The organism is Sediminibacterium sp., assembly GCF_051860225.1.
In the GTDB taxonomy this organism is placed as follows: Bacteria; Bacteroidota; Bacteroidia; order Chitinophagales; family Chitinophagaceae; genus Sediminibacterium.
Genome location: NZ_JBHYEI010000004.1, coordinates 129,072 through 155,200, shown reverse-complemented (window position 1 = coordinate 155,200; position 26,129 = coordinate 129,072). Strand labels below are relative to the sequence as shown.

The 26,129-nt window shown below is 35.9% G+C and carries 20 protein-coding genes; 17 read left to right on the top strand and 3 right to left on the bottom strand.

The features are described 5' to 3' along the window. The first annotated feature begins 190 nt into the window (after nucleotides 1–190). Both ACTIEI_RS13585 and ACTIEI_RS13580 read left to right on the top strand, forming a co-directional pair. Nucleotides 191–1,753 (top strand): FAD-dependent oxidoreductase, encoded by a 1,563-nt coding sequence (locus ACTIEI_RS13585; RefSeq protein ID WP_439506837.1) that lies wholly within the window; start codon nucleotides 191–193, stop codon nucleotides 1,751–1,753. Between the two features lie 9 nt (nucleotides 1,754–1,762). After that, on the top strand, nucleotides 1,763–2,470 hold the full coding sequence (locus ACTIEI_RS13580) for an MIP/aquaporin family protein (RefSeq protein ID WP_439506836.1): 708 nt from the start codon (nucleotides 1,763–1,765) through the stop codon (nucleotides 2,468–2,470). A gap of 39 nt (nucleotides 2,471–2,509) precedes the next feature. Here ACTIEI_RS13580 and ACTIEI_RS13575 read toward each other — a convergent pair whose 3' ends face one another. Further along, nucleotides 2,510–3,574, bottom strand: coding sequence for an AI-2E family transporter (locus ACTIEI_RS13575; protein WP_439506835.1), 1,065 nt, complete (start codon nucleotides 3,572–3,574; stop codon nucleotides 2,510–2,512). A gap of 30 nt (nucleotides 3,575–3,604) precedes the next feature. Between ACTIEI_RS13575 and ACTIEI_RS13570 the strand changes: the two genes are divergently transcribed. The 10 genes from ACTIEI_RS13570 (at nucleotide 3,605) to ACTIEI_RS13525 (ending at nucleotide 17,697) form a co-directional block, all read left to right on the top strand. Next, a complete protein-coding gene (locus ACTIEI_RS13570; RefSeq protein WP_439506834.1) occupies nucleotides 3,605–3,847 on the top strand; it encodes a YtxH domain-containing protein in 243 nt (80 codons plus the stop codon). 22 nt (nucleotides 3,848–3,869) lie between these two features. Further along, nucleotides 3,870–4,208, top strand: a complete 339-nt coding sequence (locus ACTIEI_RS13565; protein WP_439506833.1) for a hypothetical protein — start codon at nucleotides 3,870–3,872, stop codon at nucleotides 4,206–4,208. Next, a complete protein-coding gene (locus ACTIEI_RS13560) occupies nucleotides 4,208–4,471 on the top strand; it encodes a hypothetical protein (protein ID WP_439506832.1) in 264 nt (87 codons plus the stop codon). The genes ACTIEI_RS13565 and ACTIEI_RS13560 overlap by 1 nt, the downstream gene beginning before the upstream one ends. Before the next feature lie 54 nt (nucleotides 4,472–4,525). Further along, on the top strand, nucleotides 4,526–6,028 hold the full coding sequence (atpD, locus tag ACTIEI_RS13555) for a F0F1 ATP synthase subunit beta (RefSeq protein ID WP_439506831.1): 1,503 nt from the start codon (nucleotides 4,526–4,528) through the stop codon (nucleotides 6,026–6,028). A gap of 3 nt (nucleotides 6,029–6,031) precedes the next feature. Further along, the gene (atpC, locus tag ACTIEI_RS13550; RefSeq protein ID WP_439506830.1) at nucleotides 6,032–6,283 is read left to right on the top strand and encodes an ATP synthase F1 subunit epsilon; all 252 of its coding nucleotides are present in this window, start codon (nucleotides 6,032–6,034) and stop codon (nucleotides 6,281–6,283) included. A gap of 239 nt (nucleotides 6,284–6,522) precedes the next feature. Beyond that, nucleotides 6,523–7,950, top strand: a complete 1,428-nt coding sequence (locus ACTIEI_RS13545) for an AAA family ATPase (protein ID WP_439506829.1) — start codon at nucleotides 6,523–6,525, stop codon at nucleotides 7,948–7,950. A 132-nt stretch (nucleotides 7,951–8,082) separates the two neighbouring features. After that, nucleotides 8,083–12,900 carry a hypothetical protein gene (locus tag ACTIEI_RS13540; RefSeq protein ID WP_439506828.1) on the top strand — a complete coding sequence of 1,606 codons (4,818 nt, stop codon included), beginning with the start codon at nucleotides 8,083–8,085 and terminating at the stop codon, nucleotides 12,898–12,900. Between the two features lie 10 nt (nucleotides 12,901–12,910). After that, complete coding sequence (locus tag ACTIEI_RS13535) at nucleotides 12,911–15,055, top strand: hypothetical protein (RefSeq protein WP_439506827.1); 2,145 nt, start codon at nucleotides 12,911–12,913, stop codon at nucleotides 15,053–15,055. Then, nucleotides 15,055–16,800, top strand: coding sequence for a hypothetical protein (locus ACTIEI_RS13530; protein ID WP_439506826.1), 1,746 nt, complete (start codon nucleotides 15,055–15,057; stop codon nucleotides 16,798–16,800). Before ACTIEI_RS13535 ends, ACTIEI_RS13530 begins: the two co-directional genes overlap by 1 nt. Nucleotides 16,801–16,833: 33 nt before the next feature. Beyond that, the gene (locus ACTIEI_RS13525; protein WP_439506825.1) at nucleotides 16,834–17,697 is read left to right on the top strand and encodes a hypothetical protein; all 864 of its coding nucleotides are present in this window, start codon (nucleotides 16,834–16,836) and stop codon (nucleotides 17,695–17,697) included. On the opposite strand, the gene ACTIEI_RS13520 is transcribed toward ACTIEI_RS13525, so the two are convergent. Both ACTIEI_RS13520 and ACTIEI_RS13515 read right to left on the bottom strand, forming a co-directional pair. Continuing rightward, complete coding sequence (locus ACTIEI_RS13520) at nucleotides 17,698–20,685, bottom strand: histidine kinase (RefSeq protein WP_439506824.1); 2,988 nt, start codon at nucleotides 20,683–20,685, stop codon at nucleotides 17,698–17,700. 3 nt (nucleotides 20,686–20,688) lie between these two features. Further along, nucleotides 20,689–21,441: a LytR/AlgR family response regulator transcription factor gene (locus ACTIEI_RS13515; protein WP_439506823.1), complete on the bottom strand. Its 753-nt coding sequence runs from the start codon at nucleotides 21,439–21,441 to the stop codon at nucleotides 20,689–20,691. 390 nt (nucleotides 21,442–21,831) lie between these two features. Between ACTIEI_RS13515 and ACTIEI_RS13510 the strand changes: the two genes are divergently transcribed. The 5 genes from ACTIEI_RS13510 (at nucleotide 21,832) to ACTIEI_RS13490 (ending at nucleotide 26,110) form a co-directional block, all read left to right on the top strand. Next, a complete protein-coding gene (locus ACTIEI_RS13510; RefSeq protein ID WP_439506822.1) occupies nucleotides 21,832–22,017 on the top strand; it encodes a hypothetical protein in 186 nt (61 codons plus the stop codon). Nucleotides 22,018–22,036: 19 nt separating this feature from the next. Next, the gene (locus tag ACTIEI_RS13505; protein WP_439506821.1) at nucleotides 22,037–22,237 is read left to right on the top strand and encodes a hypothetical protein; all 201 of its coding nucleotides are present in this window, start codon (nucleotides 22,037–22,039) and stop codon (nucleotides 22,235–22,237) included. Nucleotides 22,238–22,393: 156 nt separating this feature from the next. Continuing rightward, entirely contained in the window at nucleotides 22,394–22,819 is a 426-nt protein-coding gene (locus ACTIEI_RS13500) for a CPBP family glutamic-type intramembrane protease (RefSeq protein WP_439506820.1), read from the top strand. A gap of 10 nt (nucleotides 22,820–22,829) precedes the next feature. Then, nucleotides 22,830–23,954 (top strand): HlyD family secretion protein, encoded by a 1,125-nt coding sequence (locus ACTIEI_RS13495; RefSeq protein ID WP_439506819.1) that lies wholly within the window; start codon nucleotides 22,830–22,832, stop codon nucleotides 23,952–23,954. Continuing rightward, nucleotides 23,951–26,110, top strand: coding sequence for a peptidase domain-containing ABC transporter (locus ACTIEI_RS13490; protein WP_439506818.1), 2,160 nt, complete (start codon nucleotides 23,951–23,953; stop codon nucleotides 26,108–26,110). The genes ACTIEI_RS13495 and ACTIEI_RS13490 overlap by 4 nt, the downstream gene beginning before the upstream one ends. Nucleotides 26,111–26,129 lie beyond the last annotated feature (19 nt).

Sequence of the window (26,129 nt, the reverse complement as noted above, 5' to 3'; positions counted from 1 at the left end):
ATGGCTCCTGCTCTAATGGGACAAAGCATCTGAGATTGGAGCTCATTTGCTAAATAGTTCTCTGTCGAGGCGTATGAATTTATATTATTGGCGAGAAAATATACTTGAAGTAGATTTTATCATTCAATTTATCAATCATTTAAGTGCTCTTTTGATTGATAAATCATATGTTTATGAGCGATAAAATAGAATGGATAATCATACATACGACATTGTAATCATTGGCGGCGGGGCTACTGGCCTGGGTTCCGCAGTAGATGCGGCTTCGCGCGGGTACAAGACTTTACTTATTGAACAGCATGATTTTGGGAAAGGCACTTCTAGTCGTTCCACTAAATTGGTGCATGGTGGTGTGCGGTACCTGGCACAGGGGAATATTAAATTGGTGCGCGAGGCGTTAGCCGAGCGGGGTAGGTTACTCAAAAATGCGCCGCATCTTACTCGCGTACAACCCTTTATAGTACCTGTTTTTAGCCTTTGGGAAAAGTTGTATTATAGTGCTGGTTTAATGTTGTACGATGTATTATCGGGCAAATTATCATTGGGTAAAACACGTTTGCTTTCTCGCAAAAAAACCTTGGAATTATTGCCCAATATCAATCCTACAAAAGTAGTGGGTGGTATTTTATACTACGATGGGCAGTTTAATGATGCGGAACTCTGTATTGCTTTAGCAAATACTGCGGAGTGTTATGGGGCTACTGTTTTGAATTATACCAAAGCGGTTGGTTTTATTAAAGAGAACGGTGTTATTGTGGGAGTAGAGCTGGAAGATACGCTGGCAGCGGCTAAACGGACAGTTTCATGCAAATCTGTCATTAACGCAACGGGCGTTTTCACGGATGCAGTATTGCAAATGGATGATCCAAATGCAGATACATTAGTTTATCCTTCGCAGGGCATTCACTTAGTGGTTGAGTCTAAATTTTTCAGAGGGGTGAATGCCATGATGATTCCGAAGACAGATGATGGTCGTGTACTTTTTGCAGTGCCTTGGCAAGATAAAGTAGTAGTGGGTACTACTGATACGCATGTGGATCATATTGATGCCGAGCCGTTGCCTCTAGCGGAGGAAATTCATTTTATCTTAGAACATTTTAATCGTTATACGAATGAGCCCATCACTAAAGAAGATGTGCTCAGTGTTTTTGTGGGGCTTCGTCCTTTAGTTAAGTCGGCTAGTTCCAATATTTCTTCTTTGTTGTCTCGCGATCATACTTTGGTAGTATCGCAAAGCCGCATGGTTACCATTACTGGTGGCAAGTGGACCACTTATCGAAAGATGGCCGAAGACGCGGTGAATAATGCGGTGTTTGTGGCTAAGCTAGACGGGGCTCCTCGAAGCGCAAAATCGAACTCGAAATCAGAAACGACAACTGGTGCGAAAAAATGTATTACCAAAGATTTGCACATTGGCGATTTAGGGGCTGCTAGAGATTTAGCGGCGCAATTGACCATTGACGAACCGTTGTTGGGGAATTATTTAAATCATGAATATGCCGCGTTTCGCGATATTGCTTACGCCATTCGTGTAGTGGACGTGGTGGTTGCGGCGCGCTGCAAATATGTCCGAACCGTGGAAGATTTTCTTGCGCGCCGCAACAGGCTACTCTTTCTAGATGCCCGAGCCGCTATTACATTAGCGCCTTCTGTGGCTGCTATTTTACAAAAAGAATTAAATTGGACCAACGAAGAAAGAGAAGCACAATTGCAATCATTTATTCAATTAGCACAACAATACATTATTCATTAAATTCAAACCATGAATGCATTTATCGCAGAATTATTAGGAACTGCTTACATCATTGCTTTTGGTAATGGGGTAGTGGCCAATGTGGTCTTACACAAAACCAAGGGTAACAATGGTGGACTAATTGCCATTACGTTTGGTTGGAGCATGGCGGTGTTCATGGCGGTGTACATTACAGCGGGCGTTAGTGGGGCACATTTAAATTCAGCAGTTACCATTGGTTTAGCATCGATGGGTAAATTTGATTGGAGCTTGGTGCCACAATATTTATTGGCGCAATTATTAGGTGCTATGCTAGGTCAATTAGCCGTGTTTATCATATACAAAGATCATTTTAATACAACAGCTGACGGGCTTACACAGCGTGCTTGCTTTTGCACCGATCCTGCTATTCGGAATCCTATTCAAAATTTCATGACCGAATTTTTAGCTACGTTTATTTTTATGTTGGCTATTTTATTTATTACCAAATCTAATAGCAGCCTCGGTTCGCTGGATGCATTGCCTGTAGCATTAGTAGTGCTTGCAATTGGCTTGAGTTTTGGCGGACCCACAGGATATGCCATCAACCCAGCACGTGATTTGGGTCCGCGTATTATGCACTTTATTTTGCCCATGACCAATAAGTCCTCTTCCGATTGGGGCTATGCTTGGGTGCCAATAGCTGGACCAATTTTAGGCGCTTTAGCTGCGGGTTTCATCTATAATTTCATTCAGTAAAATTGCGCAACGTGTAAACAAGCACTTAGGTGCAATGCTTTATTTTAAAAACGGCAATTTAAACTGCGTTTTAATCACGCGTTTTTTCTTCATTACGGTAGGTGTATGCTGAAATTCTTGATAATAAATTTTCAACAGAATTAAGAAATAGGAAATCAATAACGGGCCAAAGATTAAACCCGTAATACCAAAATATTTTAATCCCATGATTACGCCTAAGAGGGTTACCAATGGATGTACATCGGCCATTTTTTTAGCGAGTACAAATCGAACTACATTGTCCATTACTCCCATTAATAAAGAACCCCAGGCAATTAATCCTACTCCTTCTGCAATACCCACATTTGCCATTAAATAAATACTGATAGGTACCCAAATCAATCCTGCGCCTACTATTGGAATGATAGAAGATAAGCCAGTTAGAACGGCCCAGAATCCGGGTTGGCTTAAATCTACCCATAAAAAATATACCCATGCCAAGCCACCTTGTATAATCGCAATCAATGGAACACCCACAGCATTGCTTACTGTTTGTGCATGCAATTCATTGGCAAACAACATAATTTTTTCTCGCTTAAACGGCAAGTAAAATACGATGGCTGCTTCCATTCTATTCAAGTTGGTAATCATGAAAAATAATATGAAATACATCATACCAATTGAACTGAGCAGGTTTAATCCTTGGTTTAATAAGTTGCTGATGAAATTGGTGAAATATCCTTCTAATCCAGAAAGATTTTTTTCTGACAATAATTGAAAATGATAGTCGGTTTGTAGTTTTTTATCCAAGGCTTTTAATGGCTCTAAAAACGCGTCTGTATTGCCTGCTATTAATAACGCTTTATTGTAGAGCATTCCTGCCAATAAAGAAAATGGTAATAGTATGATAAAGAAGGAGACTACAATCACCAATGCGGCTGCTGCAGATTTTTTCCATCTTTTTTTCTTCACCAATATTTCTACAGATGGTTTGCTGAGTACATAAAACAATACTGCAGCTAAAAAAGCGGTGAAAAATTGTTGCAAAGTGTAAAAAAGGAACCCTGCAAAAATGAGAATCACTCCTAAGAAGATGTAGCGGTTTATTTTATGTTCTTGATGCATTTTTCGTAACTTGTATCAAATGTATTATTTATGAGCGATAACAGTAAATTCATTTCGGGATTATTGCTGGGTGCGCTGGCCGGAACCGCACTGGCTTTATACTTGAATTCTGAAAAGGGGAAAGCACTTTTAGCCGATTTAAATATTGATGCTGATCATTTAAAAGAAGAGATGCACGAAGGCTATGATAATGCTAAAGAAGGGGTGGATGAGCTGCTGGCTAAAGCCAAAAATTTGGTAAAAGAATTAGAACAAAAAATTGCGGAGGCTTAAGCCTCTCTTAAAGAATTGGAATATGCCTGAATCGGACAATTTTTTTGGTAATGCCAAAGCGGAATTGGAAGCTTATATCGAGAATCGAATCCTCCTGGCTAAAATGCAAGTGACGCAGAAACTAAGCCACAAAATGGCTTCGGCGGTTATAATCGTCCTGCTAGCGACCATTTTTGCTTTTGTATTGGTTTTTGGGGGGATTATGGCTGCCTATTATTTAACCGATCTCACAGGTAGCTTAGTGAAGGGATTTGGGTATGTAGCTGCATTTTTTCTTGTTCTTTTATTGGTGCTGATCTTATTCCGTAAAAAACTGGCTGCCTTGGTGGTGGATTCCCTCATAAAAAATTTATTTAAATAATGCCCCGTTTTATTCAACCTCCTATTAAAAACCAAGCCGACCTGCTGCAGGCCATGGAACAACTGAAAGGGCAGGTAGCCAATCAGGAAAAAGAATTGGCTGATATGGCGGGAAAAATTCCTGGACAGTTGTTTAAACAGGCTTCTGGCGCCATTGTTCCTGCTATTTTAAATACGGCTACCCTTAGCGGTGCTTGGAATATTTTAAAACTGGTTCCGGTTGCCCAGTCCTTGTTTTCACTATTCAAGAAAAAAAAGGGCTAGTTCCCTCGCTTTTTTTGCTCCTTACCCTTACCTTTGCGGCCAAATCAACCATTTATGGCAACAACAGGGAAGATTAAACAAATTATTGGTGCGGTTGTAGACGTTCATTTTCAGGACAGCGCATTGCCTGAAATCTACAATGCTTTAGAAATAACCAAAGAAAACGGCGATAAGCTCGTTTTAGAAGTGCAACAGCACTTAGGCGAAGACAGTGTACGTACCATTGCGATGGACGGAACCGAAGGTCTAGTAAGAGGCATGGCAGTAGTGGATACTGGTATTCCAATTGCAATGCCGATTGGTGAAGGTATCAACGGTCGTTTGTTTAACGTAACTGGTGACGCTATTGATGGTCTTCCTCAATTAAGTAAAGTAAATGGTCGTCCTATTCACAATAAGCCACCATTGTTCGAAAACTTAAGTACTGCAACTGAAATCTTATTTACTGGTATTAAGGTAATCGACTTGATTGAGCCTTATGCAAAGGGTGGTAAGATTGGTTTGTTCGGTGGTGCGGGTGTAGGTAAAACCGTATTGATCCAAGAATTGATCAACAATATTGCGAAAGGTCACGGTGGTCTTTCTGTATTTGCTGGTGTGGGTGAGCGTACGCGTGAGGGTAACGACTTATTGCGTGAGATGATTGAAGCGGGTATCATGAAATATGGTGAAGACTTCAAACATAGCATGGAAGAAGGTGGATGGGATTTGTCTAAAGTAGATATGGAAGGATTAAAAGATTCTAAAGCTACTTTCGTATTTGGTCAAATGAACGAACCTCCAGGTGCACGTGCTCGTGTGGCTTTGAGTGGTTTAACTATTGCGGAATATTTCCGTGATGGAGATGGTACTGGAAAAGGTAAGGACATTTTGTTCTTTGTTGATAATATCTTCCGTTTCACACAAGCTGGTTCTGAGGTATCTGCATTATTAGGTCGTATGCCTTCTGCGGTAGGTTACCAACCAACCCTTGCTACTGAAATGGGATTGATGCAAGAGCGTATTACTTCTACTAAGAATGGTTCTATCACTTCTGTTCAGGCGGTTTACGTACCTGCGGATGACTTGACTGACCCTGCTCCTGCAACTACTTTCGCTCACTTAGATGCTACAACTGTATTAAGCCGTAAGATTGCCGACTTAGGTATCTACCCTGCGGTGGATCCATTGGATTCTACTTCTCGTATCTTAACTCCTGCTATCGTAGGTGATGCGCATTATGATACTGCTAACCGTGTAAAATTGATTTTACAGCGTTACAAGGAACTTCAAGATATCATTGCCATCCTTGGTATGGATGAATTGAGCGAAGAAGATAAAATGACTGTACAACGTGCTCGTAAAGTACAACGTTTCTTATCTCAGCCTTTCCACGTTGCTGAACAGTTCACTGGTCTTAAGGGGGTATTCGTTAGCATCGAAGATACCATTAAAGGTTTCAATGCCATTATGGACGGGGAAGTGGATGAGTATCCTGAAGCTGCATTTAACTTAGTGGGTACACTAGAAGATGCAATGGAAAAGGGTAAGAAAATGATGGAAGCTGCAAAAGGATAATTTATGATTTTAGAAATATTAACTCCTGAGAAAAAATTATACAGTGGCGAAGTGTACGGTGTACAATTGCCTGGTATAACTGGTTTATTCGAAATACTTGATAAGCACGCTCCATTGGTGAGTGCCTTGGGTAAGGGTAACCTTAAGATTTTAAAGGATAAAAAAGAAGTTGAAAGCTATTCTATTCAAAGTGGTTTTGTTGAAGTAATCAACAACAAAGCTACCGTGTTGGTAGAGGGCGCAGTGCAGCTGTAAGAATTTTTCTTAATAGTTTGAACAGTCTCGAATTTTTCGGGACTGTTTTTTTATGCGCTGGGCCCCGAGGGATGGCAAAATAAAAATGGTCGAAAAAATATACTGAAAGTATATTTCGCCAAAACCTACTTTTTTTTGTTAATTTGGCAGAATATATCTTATTCTTATCTCGCCAAATCGTATTAAATTTCATAGATTTGGCAGAATATATTCGATAGATAAAATTTTAAATTCCCAAAATGGAAAAAATAGTAGGTAGGGAACTCGAGCAAAAACAGCTGAAAAAAATAATTGAATCAAGCGATCCTGAGCTGCTTGCGATATATGGACGCCGCAGAATCGGTAAAACTTATTTAATACGAAATGCATACGAGAAACAATTACTATTTGAATTATCTGGTGTACATAATGCCACATTAAATCAACAATTAGAAGTATTTGGTAATGCAATGTCTCGGGCAACTGGTTTCCCAATTACTACACCCTCAAATTGGACTCAAGCTTTTACTTTGCTTATAGAATATATAAAGCCTCTTATAAAAAATGAAAAGAAAGTAATATTTATAGATGAATTCCCATGGCTACATACTCCAAGATCAGGTTTTATGCAAGCATTTGAAAACTTTTGGAATATGTGGGCCTCCAAGGAAAAGAATATAGTAATAGTCATTTGTGGATCGGCTGCAGCCTGGATGATTAAAAATGTGATTAATAATAAAGGCGGCTTACATAATAGAGTTACAAGAAAAATACGACTTATGCCTTTCACATTAGGTGAAGCAGAACAATTTTTAAAGGGAAGGAAAATTAAATTGGATCGATATCAATTAGTTCAACTCTATATGGTGATGGGTGGTGTGCCTCACTATTTAAAAATGGTAGAGAAGGGTGAAAGTGCTATGCAAGCGATTGACAGAGTTTGTTTTACGAAAGATGGGTTCTTGAATGATGAGTTCAAAAATTTATTTAATTCTTTATTTGATGGTGCTGTTAATCATATGAAAGTTATTAAAGCATTAGCAAAACAGCGTAATGGACTTTCAAGAAATGAGATCATTGCAACTTGTCATTTAAAATCTGGAGGTGGAACTTCTCAAATATTAGAAGAGCTTTCCGAGTCTGGATTCATTGAAATATTTATACCTTATGGTAAAATGGCTAAGGATTCTATTTATAAGTTAGTTGATGAGTACACACTTTTTTATACCAAATTTATTGAACAAGGAAAGATAAAAGGTCCTGGTAGTTGGGCGAAATTTTCTCAAAAACCATCTTGGATTAGTTGGAGTGGATATGCATTTGAAAGTATTTGTATGAAGCATATTAAACAACTAAAAATTGCATTGGGTATTGAGGGAGTTCATACTGAACAGTATATGTGGCGTTATAACCCAAAGCAAGGAGAAGTTGGCGCTCAAATTGATTTAATAATTGATAGACAAGATAGGTGTGTTAATTTATGTGAAATGAAATTTTCAATTAATGAATTTGAGATAACAAAGTCATACGCGAATGAACTTCAATCAAAAATGAATGTCTTTAGCCAAAAAAGTAAATCACGAAAAACACTTTTGTTTACTATGGTCACAACTAATGGAGTTAAAAACATTAGTAATTATGTAGGGTTAATTCAAAATGAAGTCAAAATGGATGATTTATTTAGTTAATCTTTTAAAATAATCTCCAATACCTTTAACTCATTCATATTGAACTTTTACATTCTCGGTTTGGTCGCTCACTCATTTGTTTGATTATAATTTTTGAATCTAAGTAGATTAGGGTTAATAAATGCTTTACTTATGCAGAAAGCGCCCTTACTTCTTTTACTTATTCTTCCCTTTTGCTTGCTTGCTCAGCAATATCCCATCAATAGCATCAATATTAATCTGCCTCAAAATCCTGATGCTTTTACTACCAATTGGACTAGTGGTAATTCTTTACTAAGCATTAATGTTTCTTCAAGAGCACTTGCTGGTAAACTGGATCCTATTTTAGAGGGGAGTAAAATTTTAGTTCAAATTAAAAAAGGAGGAGCTATTATTTGTGGATCATATACTCCAAGTTCGGCTCCTGCTGCGGGTTTCAGTAGCATCGTAAAAATTTGGAGCGGTAATGCTGCAGTTAGTTTATTGGGTCAAGAGTGTAAGCTTCCTCCTGGCGAATACCAAATTTGTGTTCGTTTTTATGGTGGTCCTAATAACTTGCCGCTAAGTGAAGAAAAGTGCAAGTCGTTTACGGTCAAGAATCCCGAACAGGCGTTTAATAAACCCTTAAATATTATTCCGGTTAACGAATCTATTTTTAATCAGCAAATGGCGTCTGCACCTGTTTTATTTAAGTGGTCTGCAGTTAGCCCTAATCCTGGCACAGTAGTAAAATACCTTTTAAAGGTTTGGAAGAAATCAGCTGGTCAACCTGCTGCTCAAATTATCAATTCTACAGAACCATTATTCACAAAAGAATACACAGGGTTAACCCAAGCCAATGTGCCTAATTTGATTGATCCTAGTTGTTTAACGGGTGGTTGCGAATTTGTTTGGCAGGTGCAGGCCTTGGGTAATAACGGCATTTCTTATGGAGCCAATAATGGGATCAGCGATTATACGGTTTTTAAAACCAATGCTACTAATGTGAATGCCAATACTGGTGCTTGTGCCAGTATTTCTACTAAAGTTTTTGCAATTGGGGATGAGATTAGTTTGTCCGACGATTTCAAAATGAAATTTTCTGCGGTTCCTACTGGTACCAATGATTCATTAACTGGTGAGGGTATTGTTAGAGTAAAATGGTTGGGTATTTTTAATGTTCGCTTTAAAGGAATTAAAATTAATGCACAGAATAAATTATGTGCTGGTTCAATCCATACTAAAACGGATCCTAATCTAGATTATCCTGTTCAGTTTTTAATCAACGCTACCAGTGTAAATAATTGGGGTGGTCCATGGACGCTTTCCAAATTGGGAGAAGTGGCTGATTTTGTTAAAGCCAACAAGCATTTAAAACCGCTAGTGCCTGCAGAGATTGCGCCTTTTGTAGATAGCTCTTTGGCGGTGCAACCCATTAATATGCCTGTGGGCTATTTTAAAAGTGGAGATACTTCTGATGCTTTTGGGTTTACTGAAATGATTTTTAGACCCGACTTTGCTGAGTTTGAAGCCATTGCTGCTTTGAATACAGAAAAGATTTTTAAAAATCCAAGCAATACCATGAATGGCACGGGTGTTATTGGTTTACGAGGGTATGGCATTCGGTTTACGAATACTGGAATTACTGGTATTTCGGGTTCTTTAAAATTGGTGGATGAAGTAGTGGTTTCTTATGCCAATACGGGCACCGAAAATTTAAAAATGATTTTTAATAAAGAGTCTTCTGGGCATATTGGAAATGGGATTGTGTTCAGTGCTAATGATTCTTCTTTTTGGAAATACAATTTGGATGTAGACATACAATTGCCCAAAGAATTTTTAGTTCCTGTTGATCAATCTAAAACAAATGTTGCATTTAATTTTCAGCTCAATACGGCAAAATGGTCCGACTATGTGGTGGAGGGCACACTGCCTGCTTGTGTAATTCCGAATACCAATGGATTGGGTATTAAAACTGGGGTGATTGCATATGATCATTCTTATGTGGCTAATCCTACGGGAATGGTTTTCCCTACTGGTTATGCGGGCAATACCAATGCTTTCTTCACTGGTTTTTATTTGAAAAGTTTTAGTATGACTTTGCCCGATGAACTTAGAAGTTATGCCGATACCAGTAAAAGAATTGAAGTGCTTGCACAAAATTTAATTATTGATGAATATGGTTTGTCAGGAAAAATTTCAGCCAATAATATCATCAGTTTTCCTAAAGCCAATATTGGAAATTTAGGCGCTAGTATTGATACCGTGAGTGTGAGTTTTGCGAATGGCGCTTTAATGGAGGGTAAAATGAAAGGTAAAATTACGTTGCCTTTAAGTTCTTCTAGTAGTGTGTCTAATGCGTTGAATTATTCTGCATTGTTTAATGCAGGTAACGCTTCTTTTGTTTTCATGTTAAAACCTGGTGCTGATATTACCAGTAAATTTTTGGGGGATGGGAAGCTGAAGATTAGTCCTAGCTCTAACATGAATTTGACACTCTCTAAAGTGAACAACAAACGAAAAGTAAGTTTTGCGATTGACATTAATGGAAGCCTCTATTACCCTTCTGGAAAAATGATTGACCCCGGAAGTAATATTCCATTGGATCTAGATCTCTCTTGTAAATTCCAGCACCTCGGGATGACTTACACAACGGGTACTACGGATAATTTTACTTTTAATCCTGGTCAATGGTCTTTTGCTAGTCCGCAGAAAAAGTTTTCTGGTTTTGCATTCACGATCACTGATGTGAAGCCCAAAATTGATCCTGTTGAAACCGTTGCGGAAAAACAATATTTATTCAAGGGTGGGGTAGAGTTGGTAGCTAAAATTAATATTGGTAGTGAGAACAGTAATATCGCAGTTAGTGGAGATACTAAGTTGATTTTGCGTGGGGCAATTATTTCTTCCAAATACATTCCTTCTGCATCTACTGATACTACTGGTGTTCAGACTATCGTGAATCAATTAAAGCCTTCCATTCCGAAGGGATTTAATCCTTTGCAAACAAATGAATTTGAAGCACAGACAATGATTGTTGAGCAGTATGGATTTTTAACGGAATTAAAACCCAAATACTTGGGTGTTGAAGTTAAAAGCATTCATGTTGATGTTAGTACCGCTGCTGTAAAGATTAAGGGATCCGTTGAGTTCTTTAAAAAAGATGTGAAATACGGGAATGGTTTCAAGGGCGAATTGCAGGCTAAGTTTACCACGATGAATATGGCTATTCAGGCAGGTGCTGTTTTTGGTAACACTAAATATATTCCTGGGAATAGTGGAAATGGGTTTAAATATTGGATGGTTGAAGCACAGGTTAATTTGCCTGCACCAGGTATTCCTTTTTTAGGGGGTGTTGCATTCAGGGGTTTTGGCGCTGGTGTGTATAGCAGAATGAAAATGACGCTGCCTTCTAGATTTAATCCAACATTAGCATCCGCGAGTACTTTTGGGGGGGCCATCTTTACTCCGGATGCTTCTATCAAATTTGGATTTAAAGCGAAAGTTATATTAGCCACAACTCCTAAAGAAGAAACATTTAATGGAAGTGCTTCAATTTCTACTGAGTTCAATGCCAGTGGTGGTATGAACTTCATCAAATTTGACGGACTCTTCTATTGCGGTGCTAAAATTATTGAGCCAGAAAAATCCTTTGCGAATGGATCGCTTTCAGTGGAATATGATTTTCCGCAGAAAGTATTCAATATGAATGCTTCCATTAATATTGATAAGGATCCTATTTCTACGCCTACTCCTGCGAATATGCGTTTGTATATTGATGGCAAAAACAACAAATGGTATTTTAAAAGCGGTACACCAACCGCTCCTATGTGGGTTAAAATCAATAATACCGATATTCAAGCATACTTAATGTTTGGAAATGATTTGGGTACAGATATCCCCACTGGATTTATGCAAAAAACCAAAGATGGTTTTGCCAACTTAGGGTATGCTTTACCTACTTTTAGTGAAACTGCAACGGGCGATAATAAATACCAATCAGCGAAGGGTTTTGCTGTTGGGTTGGGGGTTCATAATACCACTACCGCTAAGTTTAATATTATTGACTTTCATGGTAAAGTGTGTAATTGTAGACGTTTTGTAGATATTGACTACTCTATTCAAGCGGGTGGAGAAATTAATGCTTCATTATTACAGTACGATGGTTGTACTGGATTTGGAAAAGGGTGGAGAGCAAGAATGGCCATTGCTGTTTATGCGGGAGCTAATATAACCTATGCATATAGTTTACCTGCTTTTGGAGATAATTCAGGTTGGTTGGCTAGTGCTAAAGGAGCAGCTTACGCCATTGCGGAGTTCCCCAATCCCACATACATAGCAGGAAAAGTAGAAGGGGCTGCAAAAACAATTGGTGGTTACAATGCTACTATCAATAGAAGTTTTTCAATTGGTAATCAATGCGCGGGTACGGAACAATCGGGGGGTGCCAATACAGTATATAAACAAGAAAACGTGGTGGATTCATTGGATTATTCCTTAATCAAATTAATTGTGACACCCGGTGCTGAAAATATTTCTCGGACGACCAATTTTGCAGTGTTGTTGAATTATCCTTTTAACCAATCATTTTCGATTGATGAGCAACAGGCCAATGGTACCATTAAAACAAGAACATTTAAAGCAACTTATACTACTAGCTTAGTTCAGGATACCACGGGTATTCCAACTCCTGCGATTCCTTTGTATGCTAAAGGAGCGGATATGTTTGGTGCTAGAAAGTTTCAGCTAAGTAATACTCCAATAGTTTCTAATCCCCTTAAACCCAATACCAGCTACCGTTTCACGGTGAATGCTAAATTAGAAGAGCAGGTTAATAATGTTTGGGTTTCAGTAAAAAAGAAGGGTACTACTATTCCTGTAACGCAGCAAGAGCAAGTTTCGTTTAAAACCAATGGGGAGTCAGTAAGCGCAACTGCAACCAATCAATCGAATAATAATTCGGTTGCACCTAAAAAATTAATCATTCAATAAAGAAAAATATATGTGCAATCCTTCTGCAAGAAATCTTATTTTTCTATTGATACTACTAGTTGGTAGCCATTCTTTGTTTGCACAAGCAGTGGAAGGTCCACCCATAGTTATTACCGCTAGGTCTTATGAAGATCGCATTGTACTAAGGTATTTTGCCACTACTCCACAACTATTTAAAGTAGCCAATCAATCAGGTTATATCATCGAAAAAGCAATGGCTGTTTCGAATCAATCCAAAGAACAATTAACGTATACGCCCATAAAAAATAGCCCCTATAAAAGATGGAATGAAGATCAATGGACAGCAGGATTTAAACAAAAAACCATTGCTGATTCCAATGAAACCAATTTAGCTGGTCTTGCCATGGGCCTAACCGAAGGCAACGCGTTTATGGCAACTGGTGATATGCTCAGCGATAATTTAAAATCGTTGAATGAGATCAGAAATAAAGTGGGTAATAATTTTAGTTTTACCATCATGGCTTCCTTGCAAAGCAAGTTGGCTGCGGAAGGGTTGGGGCTATGGGCAGAAGACAAAGAAGTACAAGTAGGGAAAAATTATTGGTATAGAATTAGGGTTAATACTTCATCGGGTAATAAAAATGATTGGGTATATATTGCTGTTCAGTGCAAACCCTTTAGTCAACTGTATTTAAAAAATGATACATTGGTTAAAGTGGTGCCTGGTGATCAAACTATTCAATTTAGTTTCCCAGAGTCGCTTGATTATTTCGCTTATTTCATTTATAGAAAAGAAGGGGTGAATAAGCCCTTTAAAAAATTAACACCTACTCCATCCATGCAATTAACACCAGTTGACTATGAAGGAACTGGTCGTTATGGATACCTCGATTCAGGGTTAACCAATTATCAACGCTATCAATATAAAATTACCGTTATCACTCCTTTTGCGGACGAATTGGTGCTGGGTGAATTCACTGCAATGCCCAAAGATTTAACTCCTCCTCCCTCTCCTAATTTAACTAGCGCCAAACATGTGGCTCCTAAAGAAATCATGCTTCAATGGAATATGTTGGCTAAACTCCCTGCAGATTTCAAAGGATTTAATATTGGTAGGAGCAACAATGATAAAGATGGTTTTAAAAAAATTAATAGTCAACTGTTATCTGCAAGTTCCAATACTTTTAAGGATACAAAGTTTACTACAGACGAATCCTTGTATTATATTGTTGAGGCTGTTGATACTGCTGGTAATTCCAGTTATTCTTTTCCATTAATGGTTGCCCTGGTAGACAGTACCCCGCCCGCTGCTCCTATAATTCAATCAGCCATTATTGATTCTGTAGGTAAAATTACAATCAAGTTTAAACCCAATACTGAAAAGGATTTCCTGGGCTATCAATTAATGAAGGCAAACGCCGCGGATCATGATTTTTCTATAGTCTATCAGTCATTCAATGATAGTTCGGATGAGAAAGTATTCGTGCTCTACGACTCTACTACCTTAAATACCCTGACTAAAAAAATCTATTATAAAGCCATTGCTTTTGATAGTCATTTTAATCAATCAATTGATTCTAAAATTATTGAAGTAAAAAGACCAGATACTATTCCGCCTATTGCTCCAATGATTGTAGATTATCGAATAGCTGATACAGCTATTCAATTGACATACGTTCCTTCTGAAAGCGAAGATGTAATAACGCAGTACCTGTTTAGAAAAGATATCAGTGCCAATAAGGTAGATACTTTAATGGTATCGCCAGATCTTACTAAATCAAATTTTTCGGATAATTCGTTTAATTCTGGTAAGCAATATGAATACACCATGATTGCCAAAGATGATGCAGGTTTGTTTTCAAAGCAATCTCCCCCTATTGTTATCATGAGTCCAAAACAAACTAGGCTTCCCAAACCAGTTGTAACGGGTACTTATTCAAAAGAACAAAAAGAAATTACGTTAAACTTTTTAGTGAATAGTAATCTAAAGGAAAATAATATTTCTGTTATTATCTATGCTAAAAATAAGGTAGAGTCGAGTTGGAATAAGTTAGAAATGATCCCCTATAAAAAGAATGCCAGCCATATTGTAAAGCCCCAGTCTGATAATAAAGAAATATATTTTTCAATTGTACTGGTAGACAACCAGGGTAGATCCTCTGTATTTAGTGAAACGTTAAAACTAGTTTTATAATGTACACTTCCAATCGTTTTCCTCCTTTCATCATGTTATTTTTTCTCTTGTTGTCTAGTGTATCACTTATTGCACAAGATACCGCTAAGAAGAAGCCATTGGTCAAGATAACGGGTACCATGGGTATTACTTATGAAGGATATGGATTAAATGTAAAACCAACAGGGAGCAATATTTATACTGCTAGAAAACCTTGGAATCAGGTTCGTTTTTTATTTAATCCCACTTTGCATATCGGTAGTAAAATTTCCATTCCCTTAAGTATGAATTTTGCTTCTATGGCAACCAATTTTGCAGGTCCATATGCTGGATTAAAAAATCAAACCATTGGTCAGTTTTTAACGAATCCGGCGAATAATTTTTCTTTGAATCCCAAATATAAATGGGTAGAATTACTATTGGGGACGCAATATATAAAGTACAGTGATTTAAGTACTGGTGATATTGGCATTTTTGGTGCAGGAGTGAATTTAAGTCCTGGAAAATTTAGGATTAAATATTTTACTGGAATATCCCAACAAGGAATCAATAGCGTTGCGTTACCACCTCCTGGGATTGTAGGTGCTTTTAGAAGGAAACATTATATGTTTCAAATAGGAACAGAAGTGGAAGGGGAGCATAAAGTGGCTTTTACTGTTTCTAAAGCCAAAGACATTATTCAATCTGTTACCAGTCCACCTCTAACGGTATTACCGCAAGAAGGGTTTACGATTTCTTTTTTAGCACAAAAATATTTTAAAAGTGGATGGTTCTTCAATATGGAAATGGCACAAAGTGTCTTTACTAAAGACTTAAATATGCCTTTATTATTATTGAGTGATAATGTATCTATAAAACCATTTATTAATGCTAGAACCTCAAGTGTGAAGGATCAAGCAGGTCAATTGAGCATTGGAAAAAAGTCAACCAATTTTGATATTAGTTATGCTACAAAATATGTGGGTGCTGGCTATCAAACAACGGGTTATCCTTTTATGCAAGCTGATCATTGGGATAATACAGTCAATACTCGACTAAACCTGTTTAAAAGTAAAATGAATATCAATGCAAGTGTTGGGCAACGCGTGAATAACCTGAGTAATACTAGTTTACGTGCAACCCAGTTTCTCGGTAATATCAATTGGTTTACACAAGTGAATGATCGCTTATCTGTAAATGTCAATTATAACAATTTTGGGTTTCAAACAGTGAGCGGCCTCAATCCCTTTGGAATAAAAAATGTAAGCAACGATTTTGGTGTAAGCCCAACGTATACTTGGTCTAACGAAAATGTCACTCATTCCTTGTCGATGAATTATAACTACAGTAAGTATGATGAACGAAATGTGATTTCTGGAATAACAACTAGTAATAATACACATACCCTTGTTGTTACGTATATGCCTATTTATGTGAATAGAACTATCACGCCCGATTTTAGTTTGATGTATTTTAATAATGTAATTCCATCGGTAAAGAATCAATTGTTAACCTTGTCAACTGGGCTTGGCATGCCTTTGCTCGATAATAAATTGCAGCTAAAGGGCCAGTTGCAATATACCATGGGTAAGTTGAATCAGTTTTCTGCAAACAATAACTTTATTCTCTCTTGTAATCTTGATTATAAAGTCAATAAAAAACTTACTTGGAATAGTTTTCTGTCAACCAATTATTTCAGGTACGGCAATGAGTTAGGTTCAATACCTTTAATTGGTGCTAATTATTTAGAGTCTAATTTGAGAACGGGGTTAATGTATAAATTTTAAGCGTGCTATTTTATCAATACTAATTGGTTGGTCATGAAAAAATATTTTACTGTTTTATTGGTTTGTACTTGTTTATTAAATCAGTTAGTTGCTCAAATCAATACCACACTAACTGTTCAGTCTCAACCTCCTGCTAATTTAAGTGAATGGGCTAGCAGAAATACGGCTTTAAGTTTTGTAGTTGATTATGGTAGACCTGATCCTCAGCCGATTATTTTTAAAACTGAAATTAAGTTGTTGGATGGTACCATTGTTGCTACTACTGATGTTCAAAAACTGCGTAGTATTAATTTAAATAGAGGGGTTTCTGTTTATTTTAGTAAAGACGTGATGCCTATGGAGTACCTGATATTTACAGGCCAATATAGAAATACAATTGAACGAACTGGAAAATTACCATCAGGGCAATACCAAATTTGCGTTTCTATTTTACAGCCAGGTACATTTCAAGTTTTAGCTGCAGAAAGATGTAGAATTTTTAATTTGGTTGGCGTACAACTTCCTTTTTTAATGATGCCCGTTAATCAATCAATCATTCCAAAGTTAGTAGCTCAAAATGCCATTACATTTAGATGGACACCGGTAACACCTCAATCGGCCATTGCACCCCCAACTTATCGTTTACAAGTTTTTGAAATTTTGTCTAATCAACAACCTGTTCAGGCATTAAGAGCCAATCAACCTATTCTAGATATTTCATTAAGAGGGGTAACCCAATATATTTGGCAACCCAGATTAGCATTCCCCACTACTGATTCAACTGCCCAATTTATCTGGACTATTCAAACATTGGATGCAAATGGGGCACCTATATTAATTTCCGATGGCAATGGGGAGAGCAGGAGTGAGCCTTTTATATTTAAAGTGGATTTAAATATGGGTGTTAAAAAGAATTAATTATTGATTGAATTTATTTTGTTTTGTTAGCCAATTTTTATGAAGGTCAATGGGAATTTTAATGGTTGTCCTATTCCCAGGATTGCTGAGGCTTTCGGTAATGGGGGATTGTTCAATTGTAATTGGTAGATCACTAAAATGATTTAAAGCAGCAATACGTTTATTAATCAATTCTGTTCCTCTACTTTTATGTAATTCGGAAGGCTTTATTTGTTGACTATTTTTTATTCCAATTCCATTGTCACTTATTTCAATTATAATATAGTTAGGAGAATGGCTAAACTTAATGAGGATGCTGCCTGGTAATGAAGAAGGGACAATCCCGTGCAAAATTGCATTTTCTAATAAGGGTTGAAGCATCATAGTAGGTATCATGATATGTTCAATATCTATTGCTTCATCAACTTCTATTTTAAAATCTAACTTTTCAGTAAATCGCATTTTTTCGAGTCGTAAGTATATTTTTAAATTTTCTATTTCCTGATCTAACACAATGAAATATTGTTGAACCGCTTCAAAATTTTTTCTGATTAGAGAAGCAAAATCACTCAAATATCTATTTGCGTTTTTTCTGTCTTGCAAATTGATATAGTGTTGTATGCTATTGAGGGCATTAAATATAAAATGTGGATTCATTAAACTGCTAAACGACTGTTGCTCCAGTGCCGCTGTTTGTAAATTGGCATATTCCAAGGCGATTTTATGTTTCCTTTTCTTTATTCTCAATTTATAAATGAACAACATAAACAAACTTTGAATTACAATTGCAATCACTAGCCAAAACCAAATTGATTTCCAAACAGGGGAGTTGATATTAAATATAATACTAGAAATCTGATTGCTCTTGTAGCCATTAATATCAACTGCTCTGAATTTTAATTGGTGATTGCCATGACTAAGTTCTAATGTTAGATTGTTTTGAGATAATATTCTCCAGGTTTTAGCATTGTCTAAATTATATTCAACATGATGGTTTCGACCAGTTATATCAATGCCTGCTAGTTTAAGCTGAATGTTTCTCTGCTGATAGCCTAAGTTATAAATACTATAAATGGCAGTATCCCGTTGATTGATACTTATTTTTTGAATTCGAACGGGTATATCCATTTCAGGAACTTTAATAGTAGTCGGTATGATGGAAATGCCATCACTAGTAGCAGCATATATTGTATCTGTTTTATATGCTAGCTCATTAATAATATTATTTGCTAACCCGTCCTGTACAGTTATATTATTGATTTTGAATTGTAGTTTATCATTATGATAAGTGTAACTCAATCTGCTTATTCCATTTGAAGTGCCTATCCAAATTTGACCTGGCATTGCATCAACTAAACATCTGACTGCATTGCTGACAAGGCCATTGCGCTCATTTATTACTGCTATTACTTTGTCTTTGCGTATTACCGCAATACCACTACCCCCAGTAGAAACCCAGCCTAATTGATCTTGTGTAAAGCTGATGGACGTTATACGCTCACTAAGTAGACCATTGTTTCTATTTAAAGGGATTGTTTGATTTTTACTATAATTGTATTTGTATAATCCATCGGTTGAACCAAAATAAATTTCGTTTTTTTTGTCTTTCCCCAAGGCGGTTACCCTTTTTTTTAATCCATCTAATGACTTAACAGTCAAATCATTGATGTTAATAGCAGATAGACTTGAGGTATGGCCTGAAATAATAATGCTGTCATTAAAGTGAATAGCTGTTTTGCTAAATTGATTGGTGGTTTTTTTATCATTTTTTATTGCATATTGATAATTTTTAAAAACACCTGTTTCAGAAAAAGTGAAGACCTGTTTTTTTGTTGCTATAATTTTCCTAATTCTAGCTATTTGCCTATTATTGACTGTTTTGTGCAGTTTTATTTGGTTGGGTAATACTTCAATTATTTCACCATAAATATTTCCTGCAAGGATCGTATTCTTAGATGCCTTAGTAATGCTCATGAAATATTTGTTAGTAAAATTCGCAGGAAACTGAATGTTCTTTATTTTACTATTTCTATAAAGCAACAGGCCTTTATCTATTGAGCTTACCCAATGATTTCCATATTTGTCATCATAAATAGAATTCGGGATATAATTGCCACTAAATACAGTAGTGAATTGCAAGGTTTGTTTATTGAATACATGAATTTTTCCTGAATTACCCAATAGAGAAATGCTAGTTGGGGTAAATTGATAATTATTATAGTTTTCAGGAATGCTAATTGAATCAATCGTAAACTTTAATGGGTTTACTTGAAATCCTGAAATTTTGAACATTTTTTTACGTTGATACATGAAATAATACAAGTTTCCTTCATGAACGTTTCTAGTTACATGTTCGTTAAAGTGATACATCAATAAATTGCTGCTATCTATTTGTTTGCCGTTACGCGCTACAAAGATTTTTACTTGATTACCCTTAGACTTTGCGGTTAATGGCTCATAGCCATGAAAAAATTGATTTCCTTGATTGTCTTCAAGTATATATGATTTGCCACTTTTATTCAATTCAATAGTTTGTTTTCCGTTTTCTTCTCTAATGATAGAGGTTGCTTTTTCATTGCTAAACATCATCCCGCCATTTTTTAAAGGGAAGAAATTCATTTCAGAAGTGCCTTCAATAATTTGATTTAGAATAGGATTTTCCTTTGCATTGATGAACCTATTTTTGATTTCATCAAAATATGCTGGTTTTTGTTTAAAACAGTTTACCCAAATTCTACCATTTATTTCTTTAGCAATAGAGAGTACTTCATTATCTGGCAGGCCATTATCTGTAGTAAATACTTGAAATGATTTTCCATCATATCTTGCAATACCAGCATCTGTTGCTACCCATAAATAGCCATCATTACCTTCTAATGCTCTATAAACATAGTTGCTTGGAAGACCATCTCTTACAGTGAATGCAGTATATTCTTTATTTTGAGCACTGATTGACGATATCAATATGATTGAAGTAATTAGTGTAAAAAGGCGATAGCGTAATTGCATTTGTTATTTCATTTTCGCTAAGAAATCATCTAATTGCCTTCTGCTTATACTCCATAAATTACCATCAGACATTTTAACCATTCCACCATCAGTAGATTTATACTCTTTAACGTGGTGTAGATTGACCATATAAGATTTGTGTATTCTAGCGAATTGTTTGGGATCTAACATTTCCTCAAAATCTTTGAGCGTTTTGCTGAATACCATTTTTTGAAGATTATTTAGGTGAATGATGGTATAGTTACTATCTGCTTGTAAAGACACAATTTCATCAATATCAATATAACAAATAGAGCCCAGTTGATGCAGGGCTAATCGCTTTGAGTACTTGTTGGGCTTAATTTGGTCTAATAATATTTCAAGCGTTTCATACTCTTTTCTTTTCCAATCATCATTTATACTTAGTTGAGTTAGTTTGTTGATGGTATGATTCAATTCATCCACATTAATTGGTTTTAAAATATAGTCCAATGCATTGGCTTTAATCGCTTTTATTGCATATTCATTGTGTGCAGTAACAAATACGATTTTGTAGGAGTGTTTCCCAAGACTAGCCAAAAATTGAAATCCATCTTCATTGGGCATTTGAATATCTAAGAAAATGACATCTACATTTGTGGTAGAAAGTAACTCTCTTGCAATACTGCCTGAAGTTGCTTTGCCAATCACAGAAATACCTTCGCAATCATTTTCGATCATGAAAGCAAGGTTTTCAAGATTATTCCGTTCATCATCAACCAGTAAAGCCTTTAGCATATTGGGAATTTACTTATTAATTTACAAATTTCCTTGCGTTTAACCCACCTCATTGAGTAAACAGTAGTGACTAATGCGTGAAAGGTATCACTCGTTGATTGTAAGAAAACCGTGAAAAAACGGTAGAATTAAGTGTTTCTACGGTATTATATTTAACGATTATGCCATTTATTAGTGTGGGTAATGATTAAGTGTTTATATCACCGTTAAATAACCTATATAAATTGATACAACTGCCCTATAAGTACCTTCTACTTAATTGTTCCTTCGTACTGTTCAGAACAAAACCTTGTTGCAACAAGTAAACAAAACCCGAGTTCACGGTAGCGGGACTTCTGCGTGACGCTGAAATAACCATGGCGATAGACAGGTCTTTTAAATTTAAATAAAATGAAAAAAGTATCATTTGAACAACTAGGGTTGGTGAACCTTAGTACGGAGGATTTCCAGGAGGTTAATGGTGGAGAATTACCGAAATGGCTAAAGAGCGGTGCTGTTGGCTTGGCAATTGAAGTTGTCGACAACTGGAGCACGATTAAAAAGAGCTTTTTATCAGGATGGAACTCATTAAAGTAAATATTTAAACTTTTTAAAAATGAAAAATCAGACTATTGACCTTTCTAATTTTAAAGGTCTTCAAGAATTAAATGTTAACCAAATGCAATCAATTGATGGCGGTGGTGAATTTTGGGAAAGAGTTGCTTTTACTATCGGTGTTGCAGCTAAGGTGGTATACACTTTTGCTAAAGATGCAGTTGAATATCAGCAATCTTTACCCCCAAGTTTGAAAAAGTAAAGTAATAGGGGTTAGGTAATAATATCTAACCCCTATCCTAAAATTGTTACAAATCATACAATAGTAGTTATATAATAAATTTAATTATATACAATGGGTATATACTTTAAGAAATTGAATAGGTCTTACTATAGATTGTTATTTTTATTATCTAAAATGAAAATTTACATACTTACGTTTTTCATTCTATTTATTGATATTCTAATTACTCTTTTATTTTCTTTAGTATTATTTCCTAATCATACTGCTGGTCCAAAATTTAACACTCCACTAGAAGCTTTTATTCTAGCTGTTATCATTGCTCCAATATTTGAGACATTCTTCTTTCAAAATTGGGTTATCAATTCAGTGTTGAATAAATTTCCTAAAGCCTTTTTAATCGCTACATTGACTTCATCTCTCTTATTTGGATTATCTCATTGGTATTCGATTGAGTACATATTAATAACCTTTATTTCAGGTTTTTTATATGGTACTTTATACCTCGTAGCTTTTAAAAAAATTAGTTACCCATTTTTGCCTGTAGCAATTGCACATTCAATTTTTAATTTTATTGGTTTATGTATTGATTTTTTTTCTTAATAAAATTTTCATGTTCCATTCCGAAATAAATATCGTTTTCTTTAAATCAAAACCTTGGGTTTATTTAATGATTATTGCTTTAGTCATTTCCGCAATGGCTTCTTTGCCTTTCATTAAAACAACTATTGCCATTAGGTCTAGCGGTGTTGTAAGACCTGCGAATGAAAGAACTGAGGTTAAACCTTTACAAACTGGCTATATAGATCAACTCTATGTAAAAGAAGGAGATTCTGTAAAGCAAGGGCAGCTAATTGCATCCATAAAAGATAATCTAAGTGCTCCTAAGCTAACCCTCAATTCGGTTGAGCATCAACAACGTAATGCTTTTGTAGCTGATCTAAGAATACTTGCTGCTGCCAATGAATACAATAATTTGAAATTGCAGACTCCAATGTATAAAGAGCAGTTGAATAAATTTATTCATCAGATTGCTGATCACCAATCGGCTATTAAAAAAGTAACTAACGAGTTACAGATCTTTACTTCTTTACTAAAAGATAAAGTTATTGCGCCTAAAGAACATTTTGATAAAGAAATTGAGTTAGAGCGGTTAGAAAATAGTTTTATGGCGTTTAAGAATGAGCAACTTGCACAATGGCAAAATGATCTCCAACGGTATGAGTTAGATATTGCTCAATTTAAAATTCAGCAGAGTCAATTAACTATCGAACAAAAAAATTATTTTATTCATGCACCTGTTGCTGGAGTAATCCAGAATGTAAATTCAAAGTATGTCGGTAGTTTTTTATCTGCTGGCGAATCCTTATGTATCATTTCACCGATGAGCCAACTGTTAGCTGAATGCTATTTATCAACCAAAGATATTGGCCTGATGAAAATTGGACAAGCAACTCAATTTCAAATTGATGCTTTCGATTATAATTATTTTGGATTACTTACAGGTAGAGTTATTTCTATTGGCAATGATTTTTCAATTATTGATAATAAACCAGTATTTAAAGTGTATTGTAGTTTTGACCGTTCCCAGCTTTTTTTGAAAAATGGTTACAATGGACAATTAAAGAAAGGGTTAAGTTTTCAAGCAAGATTCGTTGTTGCGGAAAGAACCCTTTGGCAGCTATTGTTTGATAAAGTAGACGATTGGTTTAATCCCACTAAATCAATACCATCATGAGTAATAAAGTTTGTATTAAACAACGAGATATTACCGATTGTGGAGCTGCTTGTTTGGTTTCGGTGGCAATGCATTATAAATTAGAATTACCCGTTAGTAGGATTAGGCAATATGCTGGAACAGATAAGCGTGGAACTAATGTATTGGGTTTGATTGAAGCTGCTGAAAAATTAGGTTTTCAGGCTAAAGGGGCAAGAGGCACTTTAGATAGTTTGCTAAAAATTCCTTTGCCTGCCATTGCTCATGTAATATTGAAAAATGGATTACATCATTATGTGGTAATTTATAAAGTTTCTACTAAATCAATTACTTATATGGATCCAGGTAATGGCGAATTTGTAAAAATAGCTCCTGAAGATTTTCAATCTCTTTGGTCAGGTGTTATTGTATTGCTCTTGCCTGGCGATGATTTTGTAACTGGTAAACAAAAAATTAGGAATGCTACTCGCTTTTGGCAATTGATTAAGCCTCATTCTGCAATTATGTTTCAAGCTTTAGTTGGGGCGCTAATCTATACTGTTTTAGGGTTGTCTACTTCTATTTATATGCAGAAGCTTATAGACTTTGTTTTAGTTGAAGGGAATACTCGGTTGTTGAATCTGCTAAGCGTTGGTATGATCATCATTTTAGTATTTCAATTAATTATTGGTGGCTTTAAATCAGTCTTTGGCTTTCAAACAGGTCAAATGATTGATGCTAGATTAATATTAGGCTACTATAAACATTTACTCAAACTGCCCCAGCAATTTTTTGATACAATGCGGGTCGGTGAAATTATTAGCAGGGTGAACGATGCTGTTAAAATTAGAGAATTCATTAATTCTGTTGCATTAAATCTAATAGTCAATACATTGATTGTGCTTTTTAGCATATTGATTATGTTTTTTTATTATTGGAAGTTGGCTTTGATTATGCTTGCTATTATTCCAATCTATTGCTTGATTTATTGGATTAGTAATAGTGTAAATAAAAAATGGCAAAGGCGTTTAATGGAAGAAAGTGCTGAATTGGAGAGCCAATTGGTAGAAAGTTTAAATGCAGTAGGTACTATTAAAAGATTCGGTCTTGAACAATTTACTAATGATAAAACGGAAAGCCGTTTTATTCATTTGCTCAAAACCATCTATAAAACCAGTATCTATTCAATGTTCATAGGGACTGGTGCCGAATTTTTTACTCGGTTGTTTACCATCATTTTACTTTGGGTAGGATCCTATTTTGTTATCAATAGAGAATTATCTCCTGGTGAATTATTATCGTTTTACGCGCTTGTAGGATATTTTACAGGTCCTGCTACTTCATTAATTGGCACCAATCGAAATATACAAGACGCTCTAATTGCAGCTGATCGTTTATTTGAAATCATTGATTTAGAAACGGAATCTACCAGTGAAACAAAAGTTGAATTATTGCCGCATTTAGTTGGTGATATTGAACTCAATAATATTCATTTTCGTTACGGTACAAGAACAACCGTTTTTGAAGAATTGTCGCTCCGAATCGAAAAAGGAAAATCTACTGCCATTGTAGGTGAAAGCGGAAGTGGTAAATCAACTTTATTGTCGCTTTTGCAAAATCTTTATCCTTTGAATAAAGGGAATATTACAATTGGTGGTTTAGACTTGCAGCATATTAGTAATCGTAGTTTACGAGAAAGAGTTGGAGTTGTACCTCAATCTATAGATTTGTTTAATGCAACTATAATCGAAAATATTGCAATTGGGGATTATGAGCCTGATATGCAAAAGATTCTATTTCTGTCAAAGCTTTTGGGAACAGATGAATTTATTGATCAGTTGCCTAATTCTTATAATAGTGTAGTGAATGAACAAGGGGCAAATTTTTCTGGTGGACAAAAACAGCGCATAGCTATTGCCCGAGCTCTTTATAGAAATCCTGATATTTTAATTTTAGATGAAGCTACCAGTAGCCTAGATCCTTCTAGTGAACAAAAAGTCCAACATGCACTTGAATGGTTTAAACAACAAGCTAAAACCATCATCATTATCGCCCATAGATTAACCACAATTAAGAACTGCGATCAAATCTTGGTTTTGAATAAAGGTCAGTTGGTTGAACAGGGGTCACATCATCATCTATTAAATGCGAATGGGCATTATGCTAAGCTATGGGGTTATCACAGTGCAATTATTTAATCACTAACAATTTTACAAA

Excerpts from the sequence above, each read along its gene's own strand:
- ACTIEI_RS13585 (WP_439506837.1), top strand. The coding sequence starts at position 191 with ATGGATAATCATACATACGACATTGTAATCATTGGCGGCGGGGCTACT.
- ACTIEI_RS13580 (WP_439506836.1), top strand. The coding sequence starts at position 1,763 with ATGAATGCATTTATCGCAGAATTATTAGGAACTGCTTACATCATTGCT.
- ACTIEI_RS13575 (WP_439506835.1), bottom strand. The coding sequence starts at position 3,574 with ATGCATCAAGAACATAAAATAAACCGCTACATCTTCTTAGGAGTGATT.
- ACTIEI_RS13570 (WP_439506834.1), top strand. The coding sequence starts at position 3,605 with ATGAGCGATAACAGTAAATTCATTTCGGGATTATTGCTGGGTGCGCTG.
- ACTIEI_RS13565 (WP_439506833.1), top strand. The coding sequence starts at position 3,870 with ATGCCTGAATCGGACAATTTTTTTGGTAATGCCAAAGCGGAATTGGAA.
- ACTIEI_RS13560 (WP_439506832.1), top strand. The coding sequence starts at position 4,208 with ATGCCCCGTTTTATTCAACCTCCTATTAAAAACCAAGCCGACCTGCTG.
- atpD (WP_439506831.1), top strand. The coding sequence starts at position 4,526 with ATGGCAACAACAGGGAAGATTAAACAAATTATTGGTGCGGTTGTAGAC.
- atpC (WP_439506830.1), top strand. The coding sequence starts at position 6,032 with ATGATTTTAGAAATATTAACTCCTGAGAAAAAATTATACAGTGGCGAA.
- ACTIEI_RS13545 (WP_439506829.1), top strand. The coding sequence starts at position 6,523 with ATGGAAAAAATAGTAGGTAGGGAACTCGAGCAAAAACAGCTGAAAAAA.
- ACTIEI_RS13540 (WP_439506828.1), top strand. The coding sequence starts at position 8,083 with ATGCAGAAAGCGCCCTTACTTCTTTTACTTATTCTTCCCTTTTGCTTG.
- ACTIEI_RS13535 (WP_439506827.1), top strand. The coding sequence starts at position 12,911 with ATGTGCAATCCTTCTGCAAGAAATCTTATTTTTCTATTGATACTACTA.
- ACTIEI_RS13530 (WP_439506826.1), top strand. The coding sequence starts at position 15,055 with ATGTACACTTCCAATCGTTTTCCTCCTTTCATCATGTTATTTTTTCTC.
- ACTIEI_RS13525 (WP_439506825.1), top strand. The coding sequence starts at position 16,834 with ATGAAAAAATATTTTACTGTTTTATTGGTTTGTACTTGTTTATTAAAT.
- ACTIEI_RS13520 (WP_439506824.1), bottom strand. The coding sequence starts at position 20,685 with ATGCAATTACGCTATCGCCTTTTTACACTAATTACTTCAATCATATTG.
- ACTIEI_RS13515 (WP_439506823.1), bottom strand. The coding sequence starts at position 21,441 with ATGCTAAAGGCTTTACTGGTTGATGATGAACGGAATAATCTTGAAAAC.
- ACTIEI_RS13510 (WP_439506822.1), top strand. The coding sequence starts at position 21,832 with ATGAAAAAAGTATCATTTGAACAACTAGGGTTGGTGAACCTTAGTACG.
- ACTIEI_RS13505 (WP_439506821.1), top strand. The coding sequence starts at position 22,037 with ATGAAAAATCAGACTATTGACCTTTCTAATTTTAAAGGTCTTCAAGAA.
- ACTIEI_RS13500 (WP_439506820.1), top strand. The coding sequence starts at position 22,394 with ATGAAAATTTACATACTTACGTTTTTCATTCTATTTATTGATATTCTA.
- ACTIEI_RS13495 (WP_439506819.1), top strand. The coding sequence starts at position 22,830 with ATGTTCCATTCCGAAATAAATATCGTTTTCTTTAAATCAAAACCTTGG.
- ACTIEI_RS13490 (WP_439506818.1), top strand. The coding sequence starts at position 23,951 with ATGAGTAATAAAGTTTGTATTAAACAACGAGATATTACCGATTGTGGA.